This window comes from Brevundimonas sp. BR2-1 (assembly GCF_037626195.1).
GTDB lineage: Bacteria > Pseudomonadota > Alphaproteobacteria > Caulobacterales > Caulobacteraceae > Brevundimonas.
Genome location: NZ_JARKMV010000001.1, coordinates 1,865,183 through 1,884,237 on the forward strand (window position 1 = coordinate 1,865,183; position 19,055 = coordinate 1,884,237).

Genomic DNA, 19,055 nt, shown 5'->3' on the forward strand with positions numbered 1-19,055 from the left:
GCGCTTCCCCCCCGACACGCGGATCGGTTGAAGAAGGCCCGTCAGCATCCCCCCGCTGACGGGCTTTCGCTTGTGTGGGCCCCGTCCCGCCCGCTAGCATCACGGCGCAGGCGTCCGCAGAGACGCCGGACCGACACGCGGGGAGCGATCGATCGATGACGGATGCGGCGGAGACCCGGGCTGGACCCGGCCTGAAGACTGTGGTCACCGCCTCGGCGGCGGGGACCGCGTTCGAATGGTACGACTTCTTCGTCTTCGGCTCCCTGACCACCATCATCGCGCGGCATTTCTTCGCCGACGCCGGCGAGACGGTCGCCTACATCATGGCCCTTCTGACCTTCGGCCTGGGCTTCGTGGTCCGGCCGCTGGGCGCGCTGGTGTTCGGCTGGTTCGGCGACCGCACGGGACGCAAGACCACCTTCCTTGTCACCATCACCCTGATGGGTCTGGCGACCGTGGCCATCGGCCTGCTGCCCGACTACGGCCAGATCGGACTGGCCGCGCCGATCCTGCTGCTGATCATGCGAATGCTGCAGGGCTTCGCCCTGGGCGGCGAGTACGGCGGGGCGGCCATCTATGTGGCCGAGCATTCGCCCCCGAAAAAGCGCGGTCTGATGACGGGCTGGATCCAGACCACGGCCGCCTTCGGACTGATCGGGGCGCTGTCCGTGATCCTGATCACCCGCCAGATCGTCGGCGCCGGGGCGTTCGACGAATGGGGCTGGCGTATTCCCTTCCTCCTGTCCGCCCTGCTCCTGGCGGTGTCGCTGTGGATCCGGCTGAAGCTGAACGAGAGCCCCGCCTACCAGCGCATGGAGGCCGAGGCGTCCGACACCGATCACCGCGCCCCCTACAAGGAAGCCTTCTTCCAGTGGAGGAACGGCCGGTTCGTCCTGATCGCCCTGTTCGGCATCATGATCGCCCAGGGCGCGGTCTGGTACTGCGGCTATTTCTACACCCGCTTCTTCATGGAGCGGGTGCTGAAGGTCGACACCAACACCGTCGATCAGCTGGTGCTGGCGGTGACCGTGGCCTCGGCGGGGCTGTACGTCTTCTTCGGCTGGCTGTCCGACCGGCTGGGGCGCAAGCCGGTGATGCTGTTCGGCATGATCCTGGCCCTGGTCGCCTTCTTCCCCGGCTTCCACGCCCTGACCCGCGCCGCCAATCCGGCGCTGGCCGAGGCCCAGGCCTCGTCCCCGGTGACAGTGATCGCGGACCCGGCGACCTGCGCCCTGCAGTTCGACCCCATCGGCAAGGCGGCCTTCGCCAGCTCCTGCGACATCGCCAAGAGCGTGCTGTCGAACGCCGGCGTGTCCTACGGCAACGCCGGGGCGATCGCGGGCTCGGTCGCCACGGTGCGTATCGGCGCGACCGAGGTGGCCTCGGTCGAGGGCGGAGGCATGGCGCCGGCCGAGCTGAAGGCGGCCCGCGCCGACGTCGAGACCCGCATCAGGGCGGCGCTGGTCGAGGCCGGCTATCCGGCCGGGGCCGACCCGGCGCGGATCAACCTGCCGCTGGTCTTCGCCATCCTGATGATCTTCATGGTCGCGGCCACCGCCCTGTACGGGCCGCAGGCGGCGGCCTTGGTCGAGCTGTTCCCGACCCGGGTGCGCTATACGGCGATGAGCCTGCCCTACAACATCGGCACAGGCTGGGTCGGAGGGCTGCTGCCCGCCGCCAGCTTCGCCCTGGTGGCGGCGTCGGGGAACATCTATTCCGGCCTGTGGTATTCGGTCGCCTTCACCGTCGTGGCGGTGATCGTCAGCCTGCTATGGCTGCCCGAGACCCGGGGGCGGGACCTGGATACGATCGGGCGCTGACCGTCAGGCCTCGGCCGCGGCCTTGATGGCCTCGGCGACGGCGTCGACGGCGTGGCGCAGAGGGGCGCGGTGTTTGTCGAAGAACATCTCGCCGCGCAGGCCCGAGAAGATGAAGCCGTTGGAGACGATGCACGCGTTGGGCTCGTCCAGCCGCTGGATCTCGAAATAGCGCGTCGAGCGGAACCACAGGCCGCGGTTCTCGGTCCAGACCAGCTGGGAATACGGCTCCCACTCGCTGACGCGGGCCGCGGCCCGCCGCTCGGGCAGGCCTTCGATCGTCTCGGTCAGGGAGACGCCGGCCCCGAAGGCGATGGTTCCCTCCAGCCCCTTCTCGATCGGGTTCCAGCGGTCCCAGTACGACAGATCGGCGATCAGGGCCCAGATCTGCTCCGGGGTGGCGCGCACGCCGATGCGGCGTTCGATACGGGCGGTTTCCATGGTCCCGCTCTGCCACGGCTTTCGGACGGAGAAAAGGCCGCCTTCAGCGGTTGCCCTCGGGGCCGGGCTGCGAGGCGGGCGGCGTGTCGGACGACGGGGTTTCGTCGCGGTCGGGAAGGTCGGGCGGTCCGGCGCGCAGCCCGGCGCTGACGAAGCACAGGGCCGTGGCGGCCGCCAGCAGAACGGCGTTGGCGATGAAGGGCCCGGGCTCCGCCAGTTCGTAGAGGGCCACGCCGATCACCGGCGGCGCGAGGAAGCTGAGGCCCGCCAGCGACATCATCAGCCCGGCGATCGCGCCCTGTTCGTGCGGCCGCACCGACAGGGACGAACCGGCGGTGAAGCCCGGCCGGGCGAAGCCCACGCCCATCGACACCACGGCGTAGCCGACCACCACGCCGTAGTAGCCCGGGGCCGCGATGCTCATCAGATTGCCCAGCAGCGCCATGCCCGCCCCCCAGCGCATCAGGTCGCGCGGCTGCAGCTTCAGCAGCGGGATCAGCCCCCACTGCGCCATGAGGGTGGCGGCGGCCCCGGCGAGCATGGCGATGCCGATGAAGGGCTGGGCGGCGCGCGCGGCCATGCCCGTCGCGCCCAGCTCGTCAATGATGTGGAAGCCCAGCACCGAGATATTCACCGCCTGGGCCCCGGTGACCAGCAGGCCGTACAGCAGATAGTCGCGCACGCGCCGGTCCCGCCACAGCCCCTTGGCGGTGACGTCGCGGTGGCCGCTGGGCGAGGGAACGCGCACCACCTCGCCGCTGGGCAGCCGGCGCCAGACGATGAACAGCACGACCGCGCCGAAGAGGGCGAAGGCGTACATCGGGCCGGCCAGCCCCACCAGCGGCAGGACGAAGAAGGGCGCCAGGGCGGGCCCGATCACCGTGCCCAGCCCCTGGGCCGAGGCCAGCAGCGACATGGCCGGGGTGCGCTGTTCGGGCGTCGTGCGGTCCGCCACATAGGCCTGCGACGCGATCGGCGCGGCCGAGCCGAACACGCCATAGATGGTGCGCGCAACCGCCATCAGGGCGAAGGCCAGCCCCGCGCCGAGCCACTTCTCCAGTCCCGAGGTGGCGGCCAGGCCGAAGCCGGTCATGGAAACGACGAACCCGCCCAGTCCGATCAGTATGACCCGCTTGCGGCCCAGGGTGTCGGACAGCCGCGCCCAGAACGGCGAGGCGATGGTCCACATCAGGGCCGAGATGGCGAAGGCCCCGGCGACCAGGGTGTCGGACAGGCGGAACTCGCGTCCGATGGCGGGCAACACCGACTGCAGCGCCATATTGCCCGCCGCCGCGATCAGACTGACGGCGAACAGGATGGCGAAGGCGGGCGAGCGGAGGTTCACCGGGCCGGCCTATTCAACCAGTTTGAGCGAGGGCTTCAGCCGCCGCCCGTCGTCCAGTCCCAGCCGCGCCTTGACCTCGAACAGATCGGCGCCCGCCGGCACGATCAGCAGGGCCTTGGGATTGGCCGCATTGACGGCGATGACCGCATTCTTCGGACAGACGTCGAAACAGCTGGTCTCCTTGACGATAAGCTCGGCCTTCTTGCCCTTTCCGGCTTTCAGATATTTGCGCAGGGCCTTTTTCAGCGTCCTGTCGCCGTCGGGGCCGAAGCCCTTGTCCTTCAGCCGCTTCGAACATTTGCGGCAGACCAGCACCACGTCGCGCCACTGGGTCTTTGCGGTCTTGATGGCCATGGCGCCAGTTTGCCTGCGTCGCGCCCTTGCGCAAGGGCGGCGGCTTTGCGCACCTTGCGGCGCTCAAGCCATCGGGGACGCCCATGACCATCCGCCGCCTGTTCGCCGCCTCCAGCCTGGCGCTGGTCCTGTCCGCCGGACTGGCCCATGCCCAGACAGCGCCGATCCCACTCGGGCGGATCGAGGCGGCGGTGGCGGCCGAAACGCCCCGGGTCGTGGCCTGGCGGCGCGACATCCACGCCCATCCCGAGCTGGGCTTCGCCGAAACCAGAACCGCGGCCCTTGTCGCCGAACATCTTCGCGCGCTGGGGCTGGAGGTCCGCACGGGCGTCGGCAAGACCGGGGTCGTCGGCGTGCTGCGGGGCGGGCGGCCGGGCCGCACGGTGGCCCTGCGCACCGACATGGACGCCTTGCCGGTCTTGGAGGCGACGGGGCTTCCGTTCGCCTCGACCGCGACCGGAACCTACATGGGCGCCGCCGTGCCAGTGGCCCACGCCTGCGGCCACGACGCCCACATCGCCATGCTGATGGGCGCCGCCGAGGTGCTGGCCGGGATGAGGGCCGACATCGCCGGAACGGTCGTCTTCATCTTCCAGCCCGCCGAGGAAGGCGCGCCTCCCGGAGAGCCCAAGGGCGGGGCGGCCCTGATGATCGAGGACGGGGCGCTGGAGAATCCCCGCCCCGACGCCATCTTCGGACTGCATGTGGTGCCCGGCCGACCCGGCACGGTCTTCTACCGGCCGCAGGGATTCATGGCGGCGTCGGACCGGATCGATATCGTCCTGCACGGCCGCCAGACTCACGGCGCCTGGCCGTGGAAGGGCGTCGACGTCATCGCCGTGGCGGCCCAGATCGTCCAGACGATCAACACTCTGACGGCGCGCACCATCGACCCGACCACGACACCCACCGTCTTCACAATCGCGACGGTCGACGCGGGCGTCCGCTACAACATCATTCCGGATGAGGCGAAACTGTCGGGCACCCTGCGCACCTTCGACATCGCCCAGCGCGACGATCTGGTCCGGCGCGCCGGCGTGGCCATCGACAATGTCGCCGAAACCTTTGGCGCCACGGCCGAGTTCTCGGTCCGCCAGAACGCGGCCCTGGTCTACAACAACGAGGAACTGTCGGCCTGGCTGGCCCCGGTGCTGACCGAGGCGGCCGGCGCGGGCAACGTCAATGCGGCCAGCCCGCCGACCACGGTGGCCGAGGATTTCAGCTATCTGTCGCAGGTGGTGCCGGGCGTCTTCTATCACCTCGGCGGGTCGAAGGACGGGGTCGATCCGACCACCTCGCCGCCCAACCATTCCCCGGGTTTCGACGTCAATGAATCGATCCTGCCGCTGGGGGTGAAGACCCATGTGCTCAGCGCCCTGCGGTTCCTGGAGCGGCCCGCGCCCTGAGCCCCCGGGGGGGCGGACCGGCAACCACGTTTCGAAACCCCCCGGCAAGGACGACGGCGCATGCTTCGCCGTCCTTCAAGGAGGCTGTGGTGAGGGAATTGCCGGTCCAGCTGCCGCCGATGCGGCTCCAGCGGCGCGGCGGGCCGCTGCGGGAAATCTTCTACTTTCTGGTCGCCTTCGGGGCCATGTTCGGCGCCGCCCTGCTGGGGCTGGACCTGCTGATCTAGGCCCGCTCGAAAAACGTCCCGATCACGCGGCGGTAGACTTCGGCCAGCGCCTCGATCTCGGCGACGGGCGCGCGTTCGTCGATCTGGTGCATGGTCTGGCCGACCAGGCCCAGCTCCAGAACGGGGCACATGGCCCGGATGAAACGGGCGTCCGAGGTGCCGCCGGTGGTTGAGGCCTCGGGCCGCCGTCCGGTCGCCGCCTCGACCGCATCCTGCACCCCGTCGACGAAGCGGCCCCGTTCGGTCAGGAAGGCGTTGCCCGAGCACAGATGCTCCAGCTCGATGCGCAGGCCGGACGCCGCCTGGGCCTCGCCCGCCATGGCGTTCAGCCAGGCGATCAGGTCGTCGCCGGTGTGGGTCGGGTTGAAACGGATATTCAGCCGCGCCTTCGCCTCGGCCGGAATGATGTTGGTCGCCGGATTGCCGATGTCGATGGTGGTGATCTCGAGGTTCGAGGGCTGGAACCCCTCGTAGCCGTCATCCAGCCGGTGGTCGGCCAGCCGGGCCAGCAGCCGCGCCATGACCGGCGCCGGATTGGCGGCCCGGCCGGGATAGGCGACGTGCCCCTGTTTGCCGTGGACGGTGATCCAGCTGTTCAGCGAGCCGCGCCGCCCGATCTTGATCATGTCGCCCAGCGCGTGCTGCGAGGACGGCTCGCCGACGACGCAGGCGTCGATGACCTCGCCCTCGGCCATCAGGGTTTCGACCACCCGTTTCGTGCCGTGCAGGGCCGGGCCTTCCTCGTCGCCGGTGATCAGGAAGGACAGACTGCCGGCGACCTCGCCCTCGGCCAGAATCCGCGACACCGCCGCGACCCAGGCCGCGATGCCGCCCTTCATGTCGACCGCGCCGCGGCCGTAGAGGACGCCGTCCTTCACCTCGGCCTCGAACGGGCCGGAGGACCACGCCTGTTCCGATCCGGTCGGCACCACATCGGTATGGCCGGCGAAGCAGAGGTTGGGCGAAACGGTCCCCCGCCGGGCGTACAGATTCTCGATATTCTCGAATTTCATCCGGCGGCAGTGGAAGCCGAGACCGGTCAGGGCGCGCTCAAGCACGTCCATCGCGCCCTCGTCCGCGGGCGTGACCGACGGTCGGCGGATCAGGTCGCGGGTCAGGTCGACAGGATCGATAACGGGAGTTGATGCGACGCTCATAAGGCTGTGCTTTACGGGGTTCCAACGATTGCGAGAAGGCTTCTCCCCATGCCGAAGATCGACATCGACAGTGCGCCGACGGGACACGGCACGGCCTATCCCGAGGAATTCGCGGGCCCGTGCAAGCCGCGCCGCCGCTGGCGGCTGGGCGATGCGGTCGGCCTGGATCAGTTCGGCGTCAATCTGCTGCGCCTTCCGGCGGGCGCCTGGTCCAGCCAGCGGCACTGGCACGAGGGCGAGGATGAGTTCGTCTGGGTGCTGGAAGGCGAGGTGGTGCTGGTCGAGGATGACGGCGAGACAGTGCTGCGCGCCGGCGACTGCGCGGGCTGGAAGGCCGGCGTGCCGAACGGCCATATGCTGCAGAACCGCTCCGGCGCCGAGGCGGTGTTGCTCGAGGTCGGGACGCGCACGCCGGGCGGGGACGCCGGCGCCTATTCCGACATCGACATGGTCTTCCGCGGCGGCGGCTATTTTCACCGCGACGGCGCGCCCTACCCCAAACAAGATCGGCGCACGTGACCGAAACCATCGAGACGACCGAACCGGTCCAGCCCACGCCGCCGCCCGGAGAGCCGTCCAGTCCCTGGGCCGTCCGCGACTTCCGCCTGCTGTGGGTCGGAAGGGTGGCGGCGGTGCTCGGCATCCAGATCCAGTCCTCCGCCCTGCTGTGGCAGGTCTATGAGATCGCGCGCCGGGACCATCCGATCGCCGAGGCCAGCCTGTATCTGGGACTGGTCGGCCTGTGCCAGTTCCTGCCGCTGTTGGCCCTGACCCTGCCGGCCGGGGCCATGGCCGACCGGCGCGACCGCAAGAACACCGTCACCATCTCGGTCATCGTCGAGGCAGGCTGCGCCATGGCCTTCCTCGCCATGGCCGTCCACGGCCATCCGCCGCTCTGGGGCCTGCTGGCGGTGGCCGCCGTCTTCGGCGCCGCGCGCGCCTTCCTCGCCCCGGCCAGCCAGGCCTTCCTGCCGATGGTGGTCGGCCGCCGCGCCCTGCCGCCGGCCATCGCGGCCCAGTCGATCGCCTTCCAGACGGGAGCCATCGCGGGCCCGGCGCTGGGCGGGGTCATCGTCGGCATATCGGTGCCGTACGCCTATGCCTCGGCGCTGGCGATGTTCGCCGTCGGCATCGGCAGCCTGCTGCTGATCCGCACCAGCGGAAAACCGGCCCCGTCGCCGACCCGGATATCGGCCGTCGCCCAGGTGAAGGAGGGGCTGGCCTATGTCTGGAACACGAAGATCGTTCTGGGCGCCATCTCGCTGGACCTGATCGTGGTGCTGCTGGCCGGGGTCGCCCTGCTGACGCCGATCTTCGCGCGCGACATCCTGCATGTGGGACCCGAGGGCTTCGGCCTGCTGCGGGCGTCGTTCGGCGCGGGGGCGCTGCTGATGGCCCTGTATCTGAGCCGCTTCCCCATCGTGAAACACGGCGGCCGGTGGATGTTCGCCGCCGTCGCCGTGTTCGGCCTGTGCACCCTGACCTTCGGCCTGTCGAAGGCGGTCTGGCTGTCCGGCGCGGCCCTGTTCATCGGCGGGGCGGCCGACATGATCAGCGTCAACATCCGCCAGACCCTGATCCAGCTGTCGACGCCCGACCATATGCGCGGCCGGGTCAGCTCGGTGTCCATGCTGTTCATCGGCGCCTCGAACGAACTGGGCGAGGCCTGGTCGGGGGTGGCGGTGCGTTTGCTCGGCCCGATCTATGCGGCGGTGTTCGGCGGGATCGGGGCGCTGACGGCGACCGGCCTCTGGGCGCGGTGGTTCCCCGACCTGCGAAAGGCAGACCGGCTGGACTAGGGCCTCAGCCCCACGGCCGGAAATGTTTCGACAGCTTCAGCCCCTGCCGCTGGTAGTGGCTGCCGCCCTCGCCATAGAGGCGGGTCGGGCGCTCCGTCAGCGGCTCATAGACCAGCCGCGCGACGATCTGCCCATGCTCCAGCAGGAAGGGGGTGTCGTGGGTCCGCACCTCGAGCACGCCCTTGGACCCGGCGCCGTGCGCCTCGTCGGTGCCGAAGCCCGGATCGAAGAAGCCGGCGTAGTGCACCCGGAACTCGCCAACCGACGGATCGATGGGCGTCATCTCGGCGGCCTGGTCGACCGGGATCTCGACGTCGTCGCTTGACGCCAGGATGTAGAACTCGCCCGGATCCAGCAGCAGTTCGCCGCGGCGCAGGGTCAGGGGCTCCCAGAAGTCGCGCGGATCGTGGCCGTCGATGTTGTCGAGATCGATCACGCCCGCATGGCGCCGGCCGCGGAAGCCGACCACGGCCCCGTCGCCGCCCTGGAGTTCGACGCCGACGCTGCGGGTCTCCAGCTTGGGCGGCTCGCCGGCCTTGAGGCGCAGCTGGTTCAGCCGGGTGCCCGGACGGACGAGAATGGGGAAGGTCTGGGGCGAGATCTCCAGATACAGGGCGCCCTCATAGCCCTCGGCCACGTCGTCGAAGCTGACGCCGCGGTCCGTCAGAAGGCGGACGAAGACGTCGACCCGGCCGGTCGAGCTCTTGGGATTGGCGCGTGCGATCAGGCCTTTCGGCAGGCTGAGCCGCTCCTGAAGCCGGGCGATGTAGACGCAGCCGCGCTCCAGCACCACGCCCGCCGACAGGTCGATCCGGTGCATGGCCACGTCGGCGATCCGGTCCTCGACCGTGCGCTGGCCGGGCAGGAAGGAGGCGCGCACCCGCCACGCCTCGTCGGACAGCCGCAGGTCCAGACTGGCCGGCTGCACCTGATCGGCGTCGAAAGGAGTGTCCGAAGCGATCGCCCCGCCGGCGATCAGGGCCTCGATGGACTGGCAGGGCAGGATGCCGGGGGTCGTGGATTCGAAGGTCTGCATGCCTTCGGCTTACACGATTTTTCGCCGCGTCTCCCCTCCCGAGCGATACACGGCGCCGCTTGACGCGAGCGAGGGTTGCACGACCATTGCGGAATGCATGACGCACGCGCCTATGAAGCCGAAACCGACGGGATCGTGGTCCGCGTCCGGCCCAGCTACCTGGCCGGCCAGTCCGATCCCGAGGGCGGGCGCTGGGTGTGGGCCTATCAGGTCGAGATCGTGAACCTGAGCGGCGTTCCGGTTCAGCTTGTGGCGCGGCGCTGGGTCATCACCGACGCGCTCGGCCATGTCGAGGAGGTGCGCGGCGCCGGGGTGGTCGGCGAACAGCCGACGATCCAGCCGGGCGACAGCTATTCCTACGCCTCAGGCTGTCCGCTGGGCACGGCCTCGGGCTCGATGATGGGCGGCTATTCCATGACCGACGATGCGGGGCGGATGTTCGAGGTCGCCATCCCGGCCTTCAGCCTCGACGTGCCGGGCGACCGCCGGGTGCTGAACTGAGTGGCTGGTGGCTGGCCAACGCCTGTGCGACAGCGCCGTCGCGCCGCCCTTCCGCCGCCATTCGTGCGACAATCACTAGCCACTAGCCACTAGCCACTAGCCACTAGCCACCGAGCTCCGCGTAGCGGAGCGGGCGGGGTGAGGGGCTGCGTCAACCCGGAAAAGCGCAGCCCCGCCCCAGCGTTCATGGCCGCATGCGGGTGCGGCCATGAGGCGGAGGGCGGCTCTCTAGGAGCCTTCAGTGACAGCCGTGTGGCTGAAAGGGGTTAAATGTAGCGCCGCAGGCTGCGGGCCAGATCGGTCGCTCCGCCGCGCTTGACCTGCGGCTGATAGGCGACGCGGGCGTGTTCGACGCAATAGACGCCTTCCGAGGAACGGCGGCCGCAGAAGCTGAACTCGTTCGAGGACGGGTCGCCGATCGGCCATTTGCACATATGGGCGCCCAGGGTCATCACGGTGGCGGTGCCGGGCAGGTCGGGCATGGGGGCCGGAACCGACGGCGCCGCCGCGACGGCGCGCGGCTGGACCGCCTCGATGCGGCGCGGGGCCGACGGCGCCTGGGTCGGCTGGGCGGGGCGGGGACGCGACGGGCGGAAGGTGGCGCGCGCCGGCTGCGACGGAGCGGCCCGGCCCGACAGGCCCAGGCGGTGCACCTTGCCGATGACGGCGTTGCGGGTGACGCCGCCGCCCAGCTGTTTGGCGATCTGGCTGGCCGACTGGCCTTCCAGCCAGAGTTTCTTCAGCGCGCCGACGCGGTCTTCTGTCCAGCCTGCGGTCATAGCCAACCCTCCGGGTGTCGGATTCAATATATGGGGTCCAGACGTCCCTCCCGGGGTCTCGACCTACCACTAATCGTAAACGACCCCCTAACAGACGCAAGATGTGCGAATCAGTCCGTCCACAGGAACCAGATGTAGAGATGGTTAACAGCGGCGGCTTCGCTGGCTGATATCGCCGGTGGCTAGTGGCTAGTGGCTAGTGGCTAGTGGCCAGTGGCTGGTGGCTGGTGGCTGGTGGCTGGTGGCTGGTGATTGTCGCCTGGTCGGCGGCGGAAGGGCGACGCCGTCCGTACCGCCGCGCAGCCGGCGGCCAGCCGCTAGCCGCTAGCCACTTGCATCCCACCGTCGCCCGCCGCATCTCCCCACCCATGACCGATCTGACCTCCACCCGTCCCGCCGGCCTGCCGGAGCCCCGCAGCTACAACGGCGTCAACTGGATCGGGGTCAGGACCCTGTACCTGCGCGAGGTGCGGCGGTTCTGGAAGGTCGGGGCCCAGACGGTGGCCGGGCCGGTCGTCACCACCCTGCTGTACATGCTGGTCTTCGTGGTCGCCCTGCGCGGCACGCGGCCGCCCTTGCACGGCACGCCCTTCGCCGAGTTCGTGGCCCCGGGCCTGATCATGATGGCGATGCTGAACAACGCCTTCGCCAACGCCTCGTCCAGCCTGATCCAGGCCAAGGTGATGAATACGGCGACCGACTTCCTGACCCCGCCGCTCAGCCCGCTGGAGCTGACCATCGGCTTTTCGCTGGGGGCTGCGACGCGCGGTCTGGTGGTCGGGATCGTGACCGCGATCTGCGTCATGCCGTTCGCCCGGCTGGAGGTCGCCAACCTGGGCCTGATCCTGTGGTTCGGCCTGCTGGCCTGTCTGATCATGGGGATGCTGGGCGTCTTCGCCGGCCTGTGGGCGCAGAAATTCGACCAGCTGGCCGCGGTGCAGAATTTCGTCATCATGCCGATGACCTTTCTGAGCGGCACCTTCTATCTGGTCGAGAACCTGCCCCAGCCGTTCGCGACCATCAGCCATTTCAACCCCTTCTTCTATCTGATCGACGGCTTCCGGGCCGGCTTCATCGGGGTTCAGAACGCCGAGGGGAATCTGCTGATCGGCGCGGTCATGAGCGGTCTGCTGACCGTGGTCATGGCCTGGGCCTGCTGGGTGGTGTTCCGGTCGGGCTGGCGGCTCAAGAGCTGACTCAGAAGTAAGGTGCGCGGTCCGCCTGACCGCGCTAGCCATGGCGCCTCGTCTCAAGGGGGGTTCCATGCTGTTCCGTTCGCTCGCCGCCGCCGCGGCCCTTCTCGCCGTCTGCACGCCCGTCGCGGCGCAGGACCTGGACCTGCGCGCCCAGGTCGCGGCCTTCATCCAGCCCACCAACGCAGCCCGCACCGATGTCGTCGTGGCCCAGATCCGCGCCGCCGGTTTCACGCCGGCCGTCGAGGCCTTTGCCGGCGGCACGGAGCGGAGCGGGCCGATGGAGGGGCGCAACGTGGTCTTCACGATCGGCGAGGGTGAACGCGAAATCCTTCTGACCGCCCACTATGACGCGGTGAAGCTGCGCGACGGAACGATGTCGCACGGCGTGGTCGACAATGCGGCCTCGGTGGTCGGCGTCATCGAGGCGGCGAAGATCCTGCGGACGAAGACCCTGAACCACCGGGTCCGCGTCATCCTGTTCGACCAGGAGGAGCTGGGCCTGATCGGCGCGAAGAAATGGATCGAGGCGCACGGCCTGACAAATGTGGCCGCCGTCGTGAACTCGGACGTCGCCGCCTATGGCGACACGATGATGTACGGCCAGAACAACGGCGCCCAGTCGGCCGCCGTGACCCGGGCGGTGCAGGCGGTCTGCTCGGAGCGGGCCCTGCAGTGCGTCGGCTATCCCGCCTATCCGCCGTCCGACGACCGCGCCTTCTCGGCCGCCGGCGCGCCGGTGGTTTCTCTGGGCTTCCAGGACCAGGTCGGCGCCCACCAGATGTGGCTGGCCTTCAACGGCGGCGAGGCCAACGGCCTGACCGAGGGCTTCGTGCCGCAAGTGTTCCAGCGGATCCATTCGAACGACGACGTCATCGCCCACGTCGATCCGGCCACGATCCGGCTTGTCGGAGACACCTATGCGGCGGTGGTCCAAAGGCTGGACGCCGATCTGGCCGGTGTTGACTAACACCGCCCTGCGTCCGACAAGGCCTGACCCTTTTTCAAGCGGTCCCGACGCTATCCGGCGCCGGGGCCGTCTCGCTTTTGGAGGCCTGCCCCGTGTCCACTGAACATCTGATGGGTGTCTACAACCGCGCGCCGCTGGAGGTGGATCGCGGACAGGGCGCGCGTCTGTGGGGCCGGGACGGGACCGAATACCTCGACTGCGTCATGGGCATTTCGACCAACGCCCTGGGCCACGCCAACCCGATCCTCGTTCAGGCGGTCAAGGACCAGGCCGAAAAGCTCTGGCACGTCTCCAACATCTTCAAGATTCCGGGACAGGAGGCTCTGGCCGACGCCCTGTGCGAAAAGTCCTTCGCCGACGTCGTCTTCTTCACCAACTCCGGCACCGAGGCCGTCGAGTGCGCCCTCAAGACGGCGCGCAAATATCACTCGGCCAACGGCCAGCCCGAGCGGATCGACATCTACGGCTTCGACGGCTCGTTCCACGGGCGCACCTATGGCGCCATCAACGCCGCCGCCAACCCCAGCTACACCGAGGGGTTCGGGCCGAAGATGGAGGGCTTCCATCAGCTGGTCTGGGGCGACAGGGAGGCTCTCGAGGCCGCGTTCCGCAATCCGACGACCTGCGCCGTCATCCTCGAGCCCGTGCAGGGCGAGGGCGGCTGCCGCGCCACGCCGGACGAGGACCTGCGCTGGATGCGGCAGATGGCCGACGAGAACGGCGTCCTGATCATCTTCGACGAGGTCCAGTGCGGCATGGGCCGGACCGGCAAGCTGTGGGCCCACGAATGGGCCGGCATGACGCCCGACATCATGGCCATCGCCAAGGCCCTGGGCGGCGGCTTCCCCATCGGCGCCTGTCTGGCCACGGCCGAGGCGGCCAGGGGGATGACGGTCGGCGTCCACGGCTCGACCTTCGGCGGCAATCCGCTGGCCATGGCCGTCGGCCAGGCCGCCTTCGCCGAGATCTCGAAGCCGGAAACCCTGGCCCACGTCAACGAGACCGCCGGCTATCTGAAACAGCAGCTGCACGGCCTGGCCCAGCGCTATCCCGACGTGATCGTCGACGTGCGCGGCAAGGGCCTGCTGCTGGGCGTCAAACTGGTCCCCAACAATCGCGAATTCATGGGCTGGGCGCGCGACGAACAGCATCTGCTGGTGGCCGGCGGCGGCGACAACTGCTGCCGCATCCTGCCGCCGCTGAACCTGACGCTGGAGGAGGCGCGCGAGGCGGTCGAACGCTTCGAACGCACCTGCGAATTCGCCCGCTCGAAGATGGCGGCCTGACCATGGTCCGCCATTTCCTCGACATCTACAGGCTTGAGGCCGAGGAGTTGCGCGCCATCCTCGACGACGCCCACGCCCGCAAGGCGGCGCGCAAGGGCTGGCCCAAGGGCCGCGTCGACGCGGACGCTCCGGCGAAGGAGCGCGTCCTGGCCATGGTGTTCGAGAAGAATTCGACCCGCACGCGCTTCAGCTTCGACGCCGCCATCCGCCAGCTGGGCGGGGCCTCGATCATCGCCAACGCCGGCGACATGCAGCTGGGGCGCGGCGAGCCGGTCGAGGACACGGCCCGCGTCCTGTCGCGCATGGTCGACGCCGTGATGATCCGCGCCAACAGCCACGAGGACGTCGAACGCTTCGCCCGCGTCGCGACCGTGCCGGTGATCAACGGCCTGACCGACCGCTCTCACCCGTGCCAGATCCTCGCCGATCTGATGACGATCGAGGAGCATCGCGGCCCGATCGCCGGCAAGACGATCGCCTGGGTCGGAGACGGCAACAACGTCTGCCACAGCTTCATGCACGCGGCGCCGAAACTGGGCTTCCATTTCAACGTCGCCTGTCCCGCTGACTACCACCCCGACCTTCACGACCTGGCGCGGGGCGGCAATCACGTCACCCTGACCAGCGACCCGCGAGAGGCTGTGGCCGGCGCCGACGTGGTCGTGACCGACACCTGGGTGTCGATGGGCGACGGCGACTATGAGGCCCGTCTGGAGGCCTTCGAGGGCTATGGCGTGGACAACGCCTTGATGGACGTCGCCGCCGGCGACGCCGTCTTCCTCCACTGCCTCCCCGCCCACCGGGGCGAGGAGGTGACGGACGCGGTCATCGACGGTCCGAGGTCGCTGGTCTGGGACGAGGCCGAGAACCGCATCCACGCCCAGAAGGCCGTGCTGGCCTGGTGCTTCGGGGCCGGGTGACGATTACTGCAAATTGACGTCCACGACCCCGCCCGCGTCCGGCAGCGTCTTCGTCACATTGGCCTTGGCGACCTCGTAGAAGAATTTGAGGAAGCCGCCCTCATTGACCCAGATGCGGCCGTCGTCGGCGTCGAACTGCAGGATGGTCAGGTGGGGGTCGTCCTTGCCCTCGGGATACCAGGCGGCGAGGATCGGATTCCAGTAGCGGTCGATGATCTCGCGGTCCTGACCATGCACGGACAGCTGGCCATGGATGCAGGCCCAGACGTTCTGGTCCTTCGAACCGTAGTGGAACATGGCGCTCTGACCGCCGCCGACCGCGGCGTCCTTCGCCAGATCGGTGTCGTCGCGGGTGAAGAACCAGATCGTGCCGGTCTCCTCCTCGCGGAAGGCGGTCATCGGCTGGGCGTGATAGCCGGGCTGGTCCAGACCCAGCATGCCGGTGTTGGATTTCTTGAGCTGGTCCCAGAATTCCTTCTCGGCCTCGGCGGCGGTGAGGGTCCTGTCGCCCATGGCGGGTCTCCTTGATCATCGGGTTCGATCAGGAATGACCGGGAGGTGGCGGGGTTCCCGGCCCTGACATTCGGCCACAGCGAACGCGAGACGCCTCAGTACGGTCTCTGCGGCGCGCCCAGCAGGGTGCCCAGATGGATCACCAGAATGAACACGCCCGCCCCGGCCAGAAGCATGATCAGCCGCCAGGGCATCATCCGCACCCCGCCTCTCGGATCCCAGGGCCGCGCGCCCCGCCAGCCGGCGAAGATCGCAAGGGCGATGGCGGCGCCCGTGAGGGCGAGGGTCAAGGTCATGTCCATCGGCGCGAAGTGGCGCGGACAGGCGGTTTGCGCAAGTCGGGAGACCTTTCCAACAGGTTAATCTTCACCGGTCGTTAACCTCCCGGGGGCGAGAATCTTCCCGTGGTCGGCGCTTTCCACAGGAAGATGGAGGCCCCACCATATCTTGGGGTTAACCACACGTTTACACGCATCATCTTGGCGTCTAGCGTTCGGCAAGTAGGTCGGGAGGCGAATCAGTGAGCGCAGCCGCGCCGTGGAGCGTGAAGGGCATCGAGCCCAAGGCGCGCGAGATCGCCAAGGACCTCGCCCGTCGCTCCGGCATGACGCTGGGCGAGTGGCTGAACACCATCATCATGGAAGACGGCGACGATGACGAGGGCGTCGTTCCGCTGTCGCGCCGTCCGCACGCCGCCGAAAGTTATGAGCGCCGCGGCCGCAGCCGGCGGATGGACGACGCCTACGGCGGCGCCGACAATCAGCTGGATCGTCTGGGCGCCTCGATCGACGCCATCGCCGCCCGGCTGGAAGCCGCCGAGCGCCGTTCGACCATCGCCATCCAGGGCGTCGACCAGGCTGTCTCGGGGCTTGTCCGCCGGCTGGACAATCAGGATCAGAGCGACAAGGCCCACGTCCGCCGCATCGACGACATCGCCGAGGAACTGCGCGAAGGCCACCGTCGCCTGCGCCGCTTCGAGCAGGAGGTCGGGCCGCAGACCGCCGAGACCTTCAGCAAGGTCGAGACGACCCTGGGCGCACTGGCCGGCCGCCTCTACGACATCGAGGAACGGCAGCGGACGGGCGCCAACGAACTGCGCCAGCGCATGGACGCGGTCGAGAAAGCCGCCGGTCCCGGCGTCGGCGCCGATCTGCTGGCCCAGGTCGGCCAGCGCCTGGATCAGGCCCAGACCCGCACCACCGAGGCCCTGCGCGGGCTGGAGCGTTCATTCGCCGGACTGGACCAGCGCCTGCGCGCCACGGAGAGCCGGGTCGAGCCCGAGAGCGCCCGCGAGGCCGCCCGCTTCGAAAAGCTGGCCGAGACCCTGAGCCGTCAGGTCGAGGGCAACCGCGCCGAGATGATGCGGCGACTCGACACCGCCGAGACCGAAGGCCGGATGGACCGCATCGAACGCGCCGTCCTGTCCATCGGCGAACAGGTCAAATCGTCCGAAGAGCGTTCGGCCAAGGCCGTCGAGGCCATGGGCCGCGAAGTCCTGCGCATCGCCCAGAATCTGAACGGCCGGGTCCAGGCCATCGAGAGTGCGGCCCCGCTGCAACTGGACGCCGTCAGCCGCAAGGTCGAAAGCGACATGGGCCGGCTGGCCCAGGGACTGGAGCAGCGGCTGACCGCCGCCGACGACCGCCACGCCCTGGCGCTGGAGAAGCTGGGCGGCGAGATCACCCGCATCTCCGACCGCCTCAGCGAACGGATCGCCCAGTCCGAGCGCCGCTCGCAGCAGGCGCTGGAAGACATCGGCCGACGGCTGGCTGACAGCTCCAGCAAGATCGAACAGGGCTATGACCGCGCATCGGGCGAACTGGCCGAGCGCATGCGTCTGTCCGAAGAGCGCACCGCCGCCCTGATCGCCGAGGCGCGCGGCAATATCGAGCGCCGCGCCGAGCCCGCGCGGCCCGCCCCGACCGAGCCCGACTGGCGCGCGGCCGCCTTCCCCGACGCGGCCTTCCCGGATACGGAGTTCGGGGAGACCGCCTTTGAGGATCCCGTCTATGCCGAACAACAGGCGTGGTCCGCCGATCTCGCCCCGCCCGAGCCGGAATCCCGGCCCGCAGCGGCCCGCGAGGAGGCGCTGAGCGCAGACTCCATCTTCGACGCCGTCATGCGCGGTCCCCGGACCGAGGTCGAGGCTCCTGCAGACGCCACCCCGTTTGGCAGCCGTCCCGCGCCGTCGGCGTTCGAGGGCCCGATCGAACCCGCCTTCGCCCAGACCGTCGAACCGGCGCCCATGGCGCCGACGCCGCAACCGGCTGCCTTCGGCCAGGGCTTCGGCGGCGCCGATGTTTCGGACGCGCTTCAGGCCACGTCCCCGACCGCGTTTGACGCCGGCCCGGAGGACTTCGCCGGCGAGACCGATTTCGTCGATCCACGCGCCCTGCGCGCCGCGGCGGCGCAGGGCCGCGCCTCTTCGACCCGTCAGGCCATCGATGCGGCCCGCGCGGCCATGGCATCGCCCGAGGCCGCCGAGGCGCCCGCCCGCACCGGCTTTGGCCTCAAGAAGGGCGGCAAGTCCAAGCTGCAGGAACGCCTCGACAAACAGGCCTCGCGCGGCGGCGGGACGGTGCGCAAGGCGCTGGGCGCATCGGCGATCGCCGTCCTGCTGACGGGCGGCGGCGCGTACGCCACGGGCCAGCTGACCGGCTCGGGCCTGAACATCCCCGGCCTGACGGCGGCGCCGGAGGCGCAGCCCACCGCGGCTCTGGCCGTCCTGCCGACCGCGCCGACCGAAGGCGACCTGGAGCGTGGCGCCGACCTGTACCAGCAGGCGATCGAACTGCTGGACGCGGACGCTCCCAGCGGCGTCGATACGCTGAGGCGCGCGGCCGCGACCGGCTACACCCCGGCCCAGCTGCACCTCGCCAGCCTTTATCAGGACGGCGCCAAGGGCGTGGCCGTGAACCTGCGCGAGGCTCGGGTCTGGGCCCGCCGCGCGGCCGATGGCGGCGACGCCAAGGGCATGCACGCCTACGGCATGTATCTGTTCGAGGGCGTCGGCGGCGCCCGTGATCAGGCCGAGGCCCTGGTCTGGCTCAAGAAGGCGGCCGAGCGCGGTCTGGTCGACAGCCAGTACAACGTCGCCAAGCTCTACGAGACCGGCGACGAGGCCATCCAGGCCGACGCGGCCCAAGCCTACAAATGGTATCTGATCGCGGCGCGCGCCGGCGACGGCGACGCCCAGGCGGCGGTCGAACGGCTGGACAAGACGATCGCGGCGGCGACCCGGACCCAGGTCCGCGCCGAGGCCGAACAATTCCAGGTCGAACCGCTCGCCTGATACGGGACGGCCAGGCTTT

The 19,055-nt window shown here is 69.4% G+C and carries 19 protein-coding genes; 11 read left to right on the forward strand and 8 right to left on the reverse strand.

Translation table 11 applies throughout. From position 1 onward, the window contains the following. The first annotated feature begins 155 nt into the window (after positions 1-155). Positions 156-1,820 carry an MFS transporter gene (locus tag BrevBR_RS09365; protein ID WP_340000719.1) on the forward strand — a complete coding sequence of 555 codons (1,665 nt, stop codon included), beginning with the start codon at positions 156-158 and terminating at the stop codon, positions 1,818-1,820. Positions 1,821-1,823: 3 nt separating this feature from the next. Here the strand turns inward: BrevBR_RS09365 and BrevBR_RS09370 are convergent, their stop codons facing one another. From BrevBR_RS09370 to BrevBR_RS09380, 3 genes are read right to left on the reverse strand one after another with little or no spacing between them, the layout of a single operon-like run. Beyond that, positions 1,824-2,258 carry an SRPBCC domain-containing protein gene (locus BrevBR_RS09370; RefSeq protein WP_332640636.1) on the reverse strand — a complete coding sequence of 145 codons (435 nt, stop codon included), beginning with the start codon at positions 2,256-2,258 and terminating at the stop codon, positions 1,824-1,826. Between the two features lie 43 nt (positions 2,259-2,301). Then, complete coding sequence (locus BrevBR_RS09375; protein WP_332640637.1) at positions 2,302-3,603, reverse strand: MFS transporter; 1,302 nt, start codon at positions 3,601-3,603, stop codon at positions 2,302-2,304. 9 nt (positions 3,604-3,612) lie between these two features. Then, a complete protein-coding gene (locus BrevBR_RS09380) occupies positions 3,613-3,957 on the reverse strand; it encodes a hypothetical protein (RefSeq protein WP_340000720.1) in 345 nt (114 codons plus the stop codon). A gap of 83 nt (positions 3,958-4,040) precedes the next feature. On the opposite strand from BrevBR_RS09380, the gene BrevBR_RS09385 reads away from it, so the two are divergent. Both BrevBR_RS09385 and BrevBR_RS09390 read left to right on the forward strand, forming a co-directional pair. Then, positions 4,041-5,363 carry an amidohydrolase gene (locus tag BrevBR_RS09385; RefSeq protein ID WP_340000721.1) on the forward strand — a complete coding sequence of 441 codons (1,323 nt, stop codon included), beginning with the start codon at positions 4,041-4,043 and terminating at the stop codon, positions 5,361-5,363. Between the two features lie 89 nt (positions 5,364-5,452). Continuing rightward, positions 5,453-5,590: a hypothetical protein gene (locus BrevBR_RS09390; protein WP_332640641.1), complete on the forward strand. Its 138-nt coding sequence runs from the start codon at positions 5,453-5,455 to the stop codon at positions 5,588-5,590. Here BrevBR_RS09390 and dapE read toward each other — a convergent pair. After that, entirely contained in the window at positions 5,587-6,747 is a 1,161-nt protein-coding gene (gene dapE / locus BrevBR_RS09395; protein WP_332640642.1) for a succinyl-diaminopimelate desuccinylase, read from the reverse strand. The two genes, BrevBR_RS09390 and dapE, sit on opposite strands and share 4 nt — an antisense overlap. Positions 6,748-6,795: 48 nt before the next feature. On the opposite strand from dapE, the gene BrevBR_RS09400 reads away from it, so the two are divergent. Beyond that, the gene (locus BrevBR_RS09400) at positions 6,796-7,266 is read left to right on the forward strand and encodes a cupin domain-containing protein (protein ID WP_332640643.1); all 471 of its coding nucleotides are present in this window, start codon (positions 6,796-6,798) and stop codon (positions 7,264-7,266) included. Beyond that, a complete protein-coding gene (locus BrevBR_RS09405) occupies positions 7,263-8,546 on the forward strand; it encodes an MFS transporter (RefSeq protein ID WP_340000722.1) in 1,284 nt (427 codons plus the stop codon). The genes BrevBR_RS09400 and BrevBR_RS09405 overlap by 4 nt, the downstream gene beginning before the upstream one ends. A gap of 4 nt (positions 8,547-8,550) precedes the next feature. Here BrevBR_RS09405 and BrevBR_RS09410 read toward each other — a convergent pair whose 3' ends face one another. Further along, positions 8,551-9,582, reverse strand: coding sequence for a 2'-deoxycytidine 5'-triphosphate deaminase (locus BrevBR_RS09410; RefSeq protein ID WP_340000724.1), 1,032 nt, complete (start codon positions 9,580-9,582; stop codon positions 8,551-8,553). A 93-nt stretch (positions 9,583-9,675) separates the two neighbouring features. On the opposite strand from BrevBR_RS09410, the gene apaG reads away from it, so the two are divergent. Further along, positions 9,676-10,083 (forward strand): Co2+/Mg2+ efflux protein ApaG, encoded by a 408-nt coding sequence (apaG, locus tag BrevBR_RS09415; RefSeq protein WP_340000725.1) that lies wholly within the window; start codon positions 9,676-9,678, stop codon positions 10,081-10,083. 266 nt (positions 10,084-10,349) lie between these two features. Here apaG and gcrA read toward each other — a convergent pair whose 3' ends face one another. Further along, positions 10,350-10,862 (reverse strand): cell cycle sigma 70 cofactor GcrA, encoded by a 513-nt coding sequence (gcrA, locus tag BrevBR_RS09420; RefSeq protein WP_332640647.1) that lies wholly within the window; start codon positions 10,860-10,862, stop codon positions 10,350-10,352. A 368-nt stretch (positions 10,863-11,230) separates the two neighbouring features. Between gcrA and BrevBR_RS09425 the strand changes: the two genes are divergently transcribed. From BrevBR_RS09425 to argF, 4 genes are all read left to right on the forward strand, one after another. Further along, complete coding sequence (locus BrevBR_RS09425; protein ID WP_340000727.1) at positions 11,231-12,058, forward strand: ABC transporter permease; 828 nt, start codon at positions 11,231-11,233, stop codon at positions 12,056-12,058. Between the two features lie 67 nt (positions 12,059-12,125). Beyond that, positions 12,126-13,025, forward strand: a complete 900-nt coding sequence (locus BrevBR_RS09430) for a M28 family metallopeptidase (RefSeq protein ID WP_340000728.1) — start codon at positions 12,126-12,128, stop codon at positions 13,023-13,025. Between the two features lie 92 nt (positions 13,026-13,117). Then, on the forward strand, positions 13,118-14,311 hold the full coding sequence (locus BrevBR_RS09435; RefSeq protein WP_340000729.1) for an aspartate aminotransferase family protein: 1,194 nt from the start codon (positions 13,118-13,120) through the stop codon (positions 14,309-14,311). Further along, a complete protein-coding gene (gene argF, locus BrevBR_RS09440) occupies positions 14,308-15,231 on the forward strand; it encodes an ornithine carbamoyltransferase (protein ID WP_340000779.1) in 924 nt (307 codons plus the stop codon). Before BrevBR_RS09435 ends, argF begins: the two co-directional genes overlap by 4 nt. A gap of 3 nt (positions 15,232-15,234) precedes the next feature. On the opposite strand, the gene BrevBR_RS09445 is transcribed toward argF, so the two are convergent. Then, on the reverse strand, positions 15,235-15,744 hold the full coding sequence (locus BrevBR_RS09445; protein WP_340000730.1) for a pyridoxamine 5'-phosphate oxidase family protein: 510 nt from the start codon (positions 15,742-15,744) through the stop codon (positions 15,235-15,237). A 95-nt stretch (positions 15,745-15,839) separates the two neighbouring features. Then, positions 15,840-16,040, reverse strand: a complete 201-nt coding sequence (locus tag BrevBR_RS09450; protein WP_340000732.1) for a hypothetical protein — start codon at positions 16,038-16,040, stop codon at positions 15,840-15,842. 224 nt (positions 16,041-16,264) lie between these two features. On the opposite strand from BrevBR_RS09450, the gene BrevBR_RS09455 reads away from it, so the two are divergent. Further along, complete coding sequence (locus BrevBR_RS09455) at positions 16,265-19,036, forward strand: hypothetical protein (RefSeq protein ID WP_340000734.1); 2,772 nt, start codon at positions 16,265-16,267, stop codon at positions 19,034-19,036. Positions 19,037-19,055 lie beyond the last annotated feature (19 nt).

Bases quoted from the DNA above. Each gene is read 5' to 3' on its own strand.
- BrevBR_RS09365 (WP_340000719.1), top strand. From the start codon at position 156: ATGACGGATGCGGCGGAGACCCGGGCTGGACCCGGCCTGAAGACTGTG.
- BrevBR_RS09370 (WP_332640636.1), bottom strand. From the start codon at position 2,258: ATGGAAACCGCCCGTATCGAACGCCGCATCGGCGTGCGCGCCACCCCG.
- BrevBR_RS09380 (WP_340000720.1), bottom strand. From the start codon at position 3,957: ATGGCCATCAAGACCGCAAAGACCCAGTGGCGCGACGTGGTGCTGGTC.
- BrevBR_RS09385 (WP_340000721.1), top strand. From the start codon at position 4,041: ATGACCATCCGCCGCCTGTTCGCCGCCTCCAGCCTGGCGCTGGTCCTG.
- dapE (WP_332640642.1), bottom strand. From the start codon at position 6,747: ATGAGCGTCGCATCAACTCCCGTTATCGATCCTGTCGACCTGACCCGC.
- BrevBR_RS09400 (WP_332640643.1), top strand. From the start codon at position 6,796: ATGCCGAAGATCGACATCGACAGTGCGCCGACGGGACACGGCACGGCC.
- BrevBR_RS09410 (WP_340000724.1), bottom strand. From the start codon at position 9,582: ATGCAGACCTTCGAATCCACGACCCCCGGCATCCTGCCCTGCCAGTCC.
- apaG (WP_340000725.1), top strand. From the start codon at position 9,676: ATGCATGACGCACGCGCCTATGAAGCCGAAACCGACGGGATCGTGGTC.
- gcrA (WP_332640647.1), bottom strand. From the start codon at position 10,862: ATGACCGCAGGCTGGACAGAAGACCGCGTCGGCGCGCTGAAGAAACTC.
- BrevBR_RS09425 (WP_340000727.1), top strand. From the start codon at position 11,231: ATGACCGATCTGACCTCCACCCGTCCCGCCGGCCTGCCGGAGCCCCGC.
- BrevBR_RS09430 (WP_340000728.1), top strand. From the start codon at position 12,126: ATGCTGTTCCGTTCGCTCGCCGCCGCCGCGGCCCTTCTCGCCGTCTGC.
- BrevBR_RS09445 (WP_340000730.1), bottom strand. From the start codon at position 15,744: ATGGGCGACAGGACCCTCACCGCCGCCGAGGCCGAGAAGGAATTCTGG.
- BrevBR_RS09450 (WP_340000732.1), bottom strand. From the start codon at position 16,040: ATGACCTTGACCCTCGCCCTCACGGGCGCCGCCATCGCCCTTGCGATC.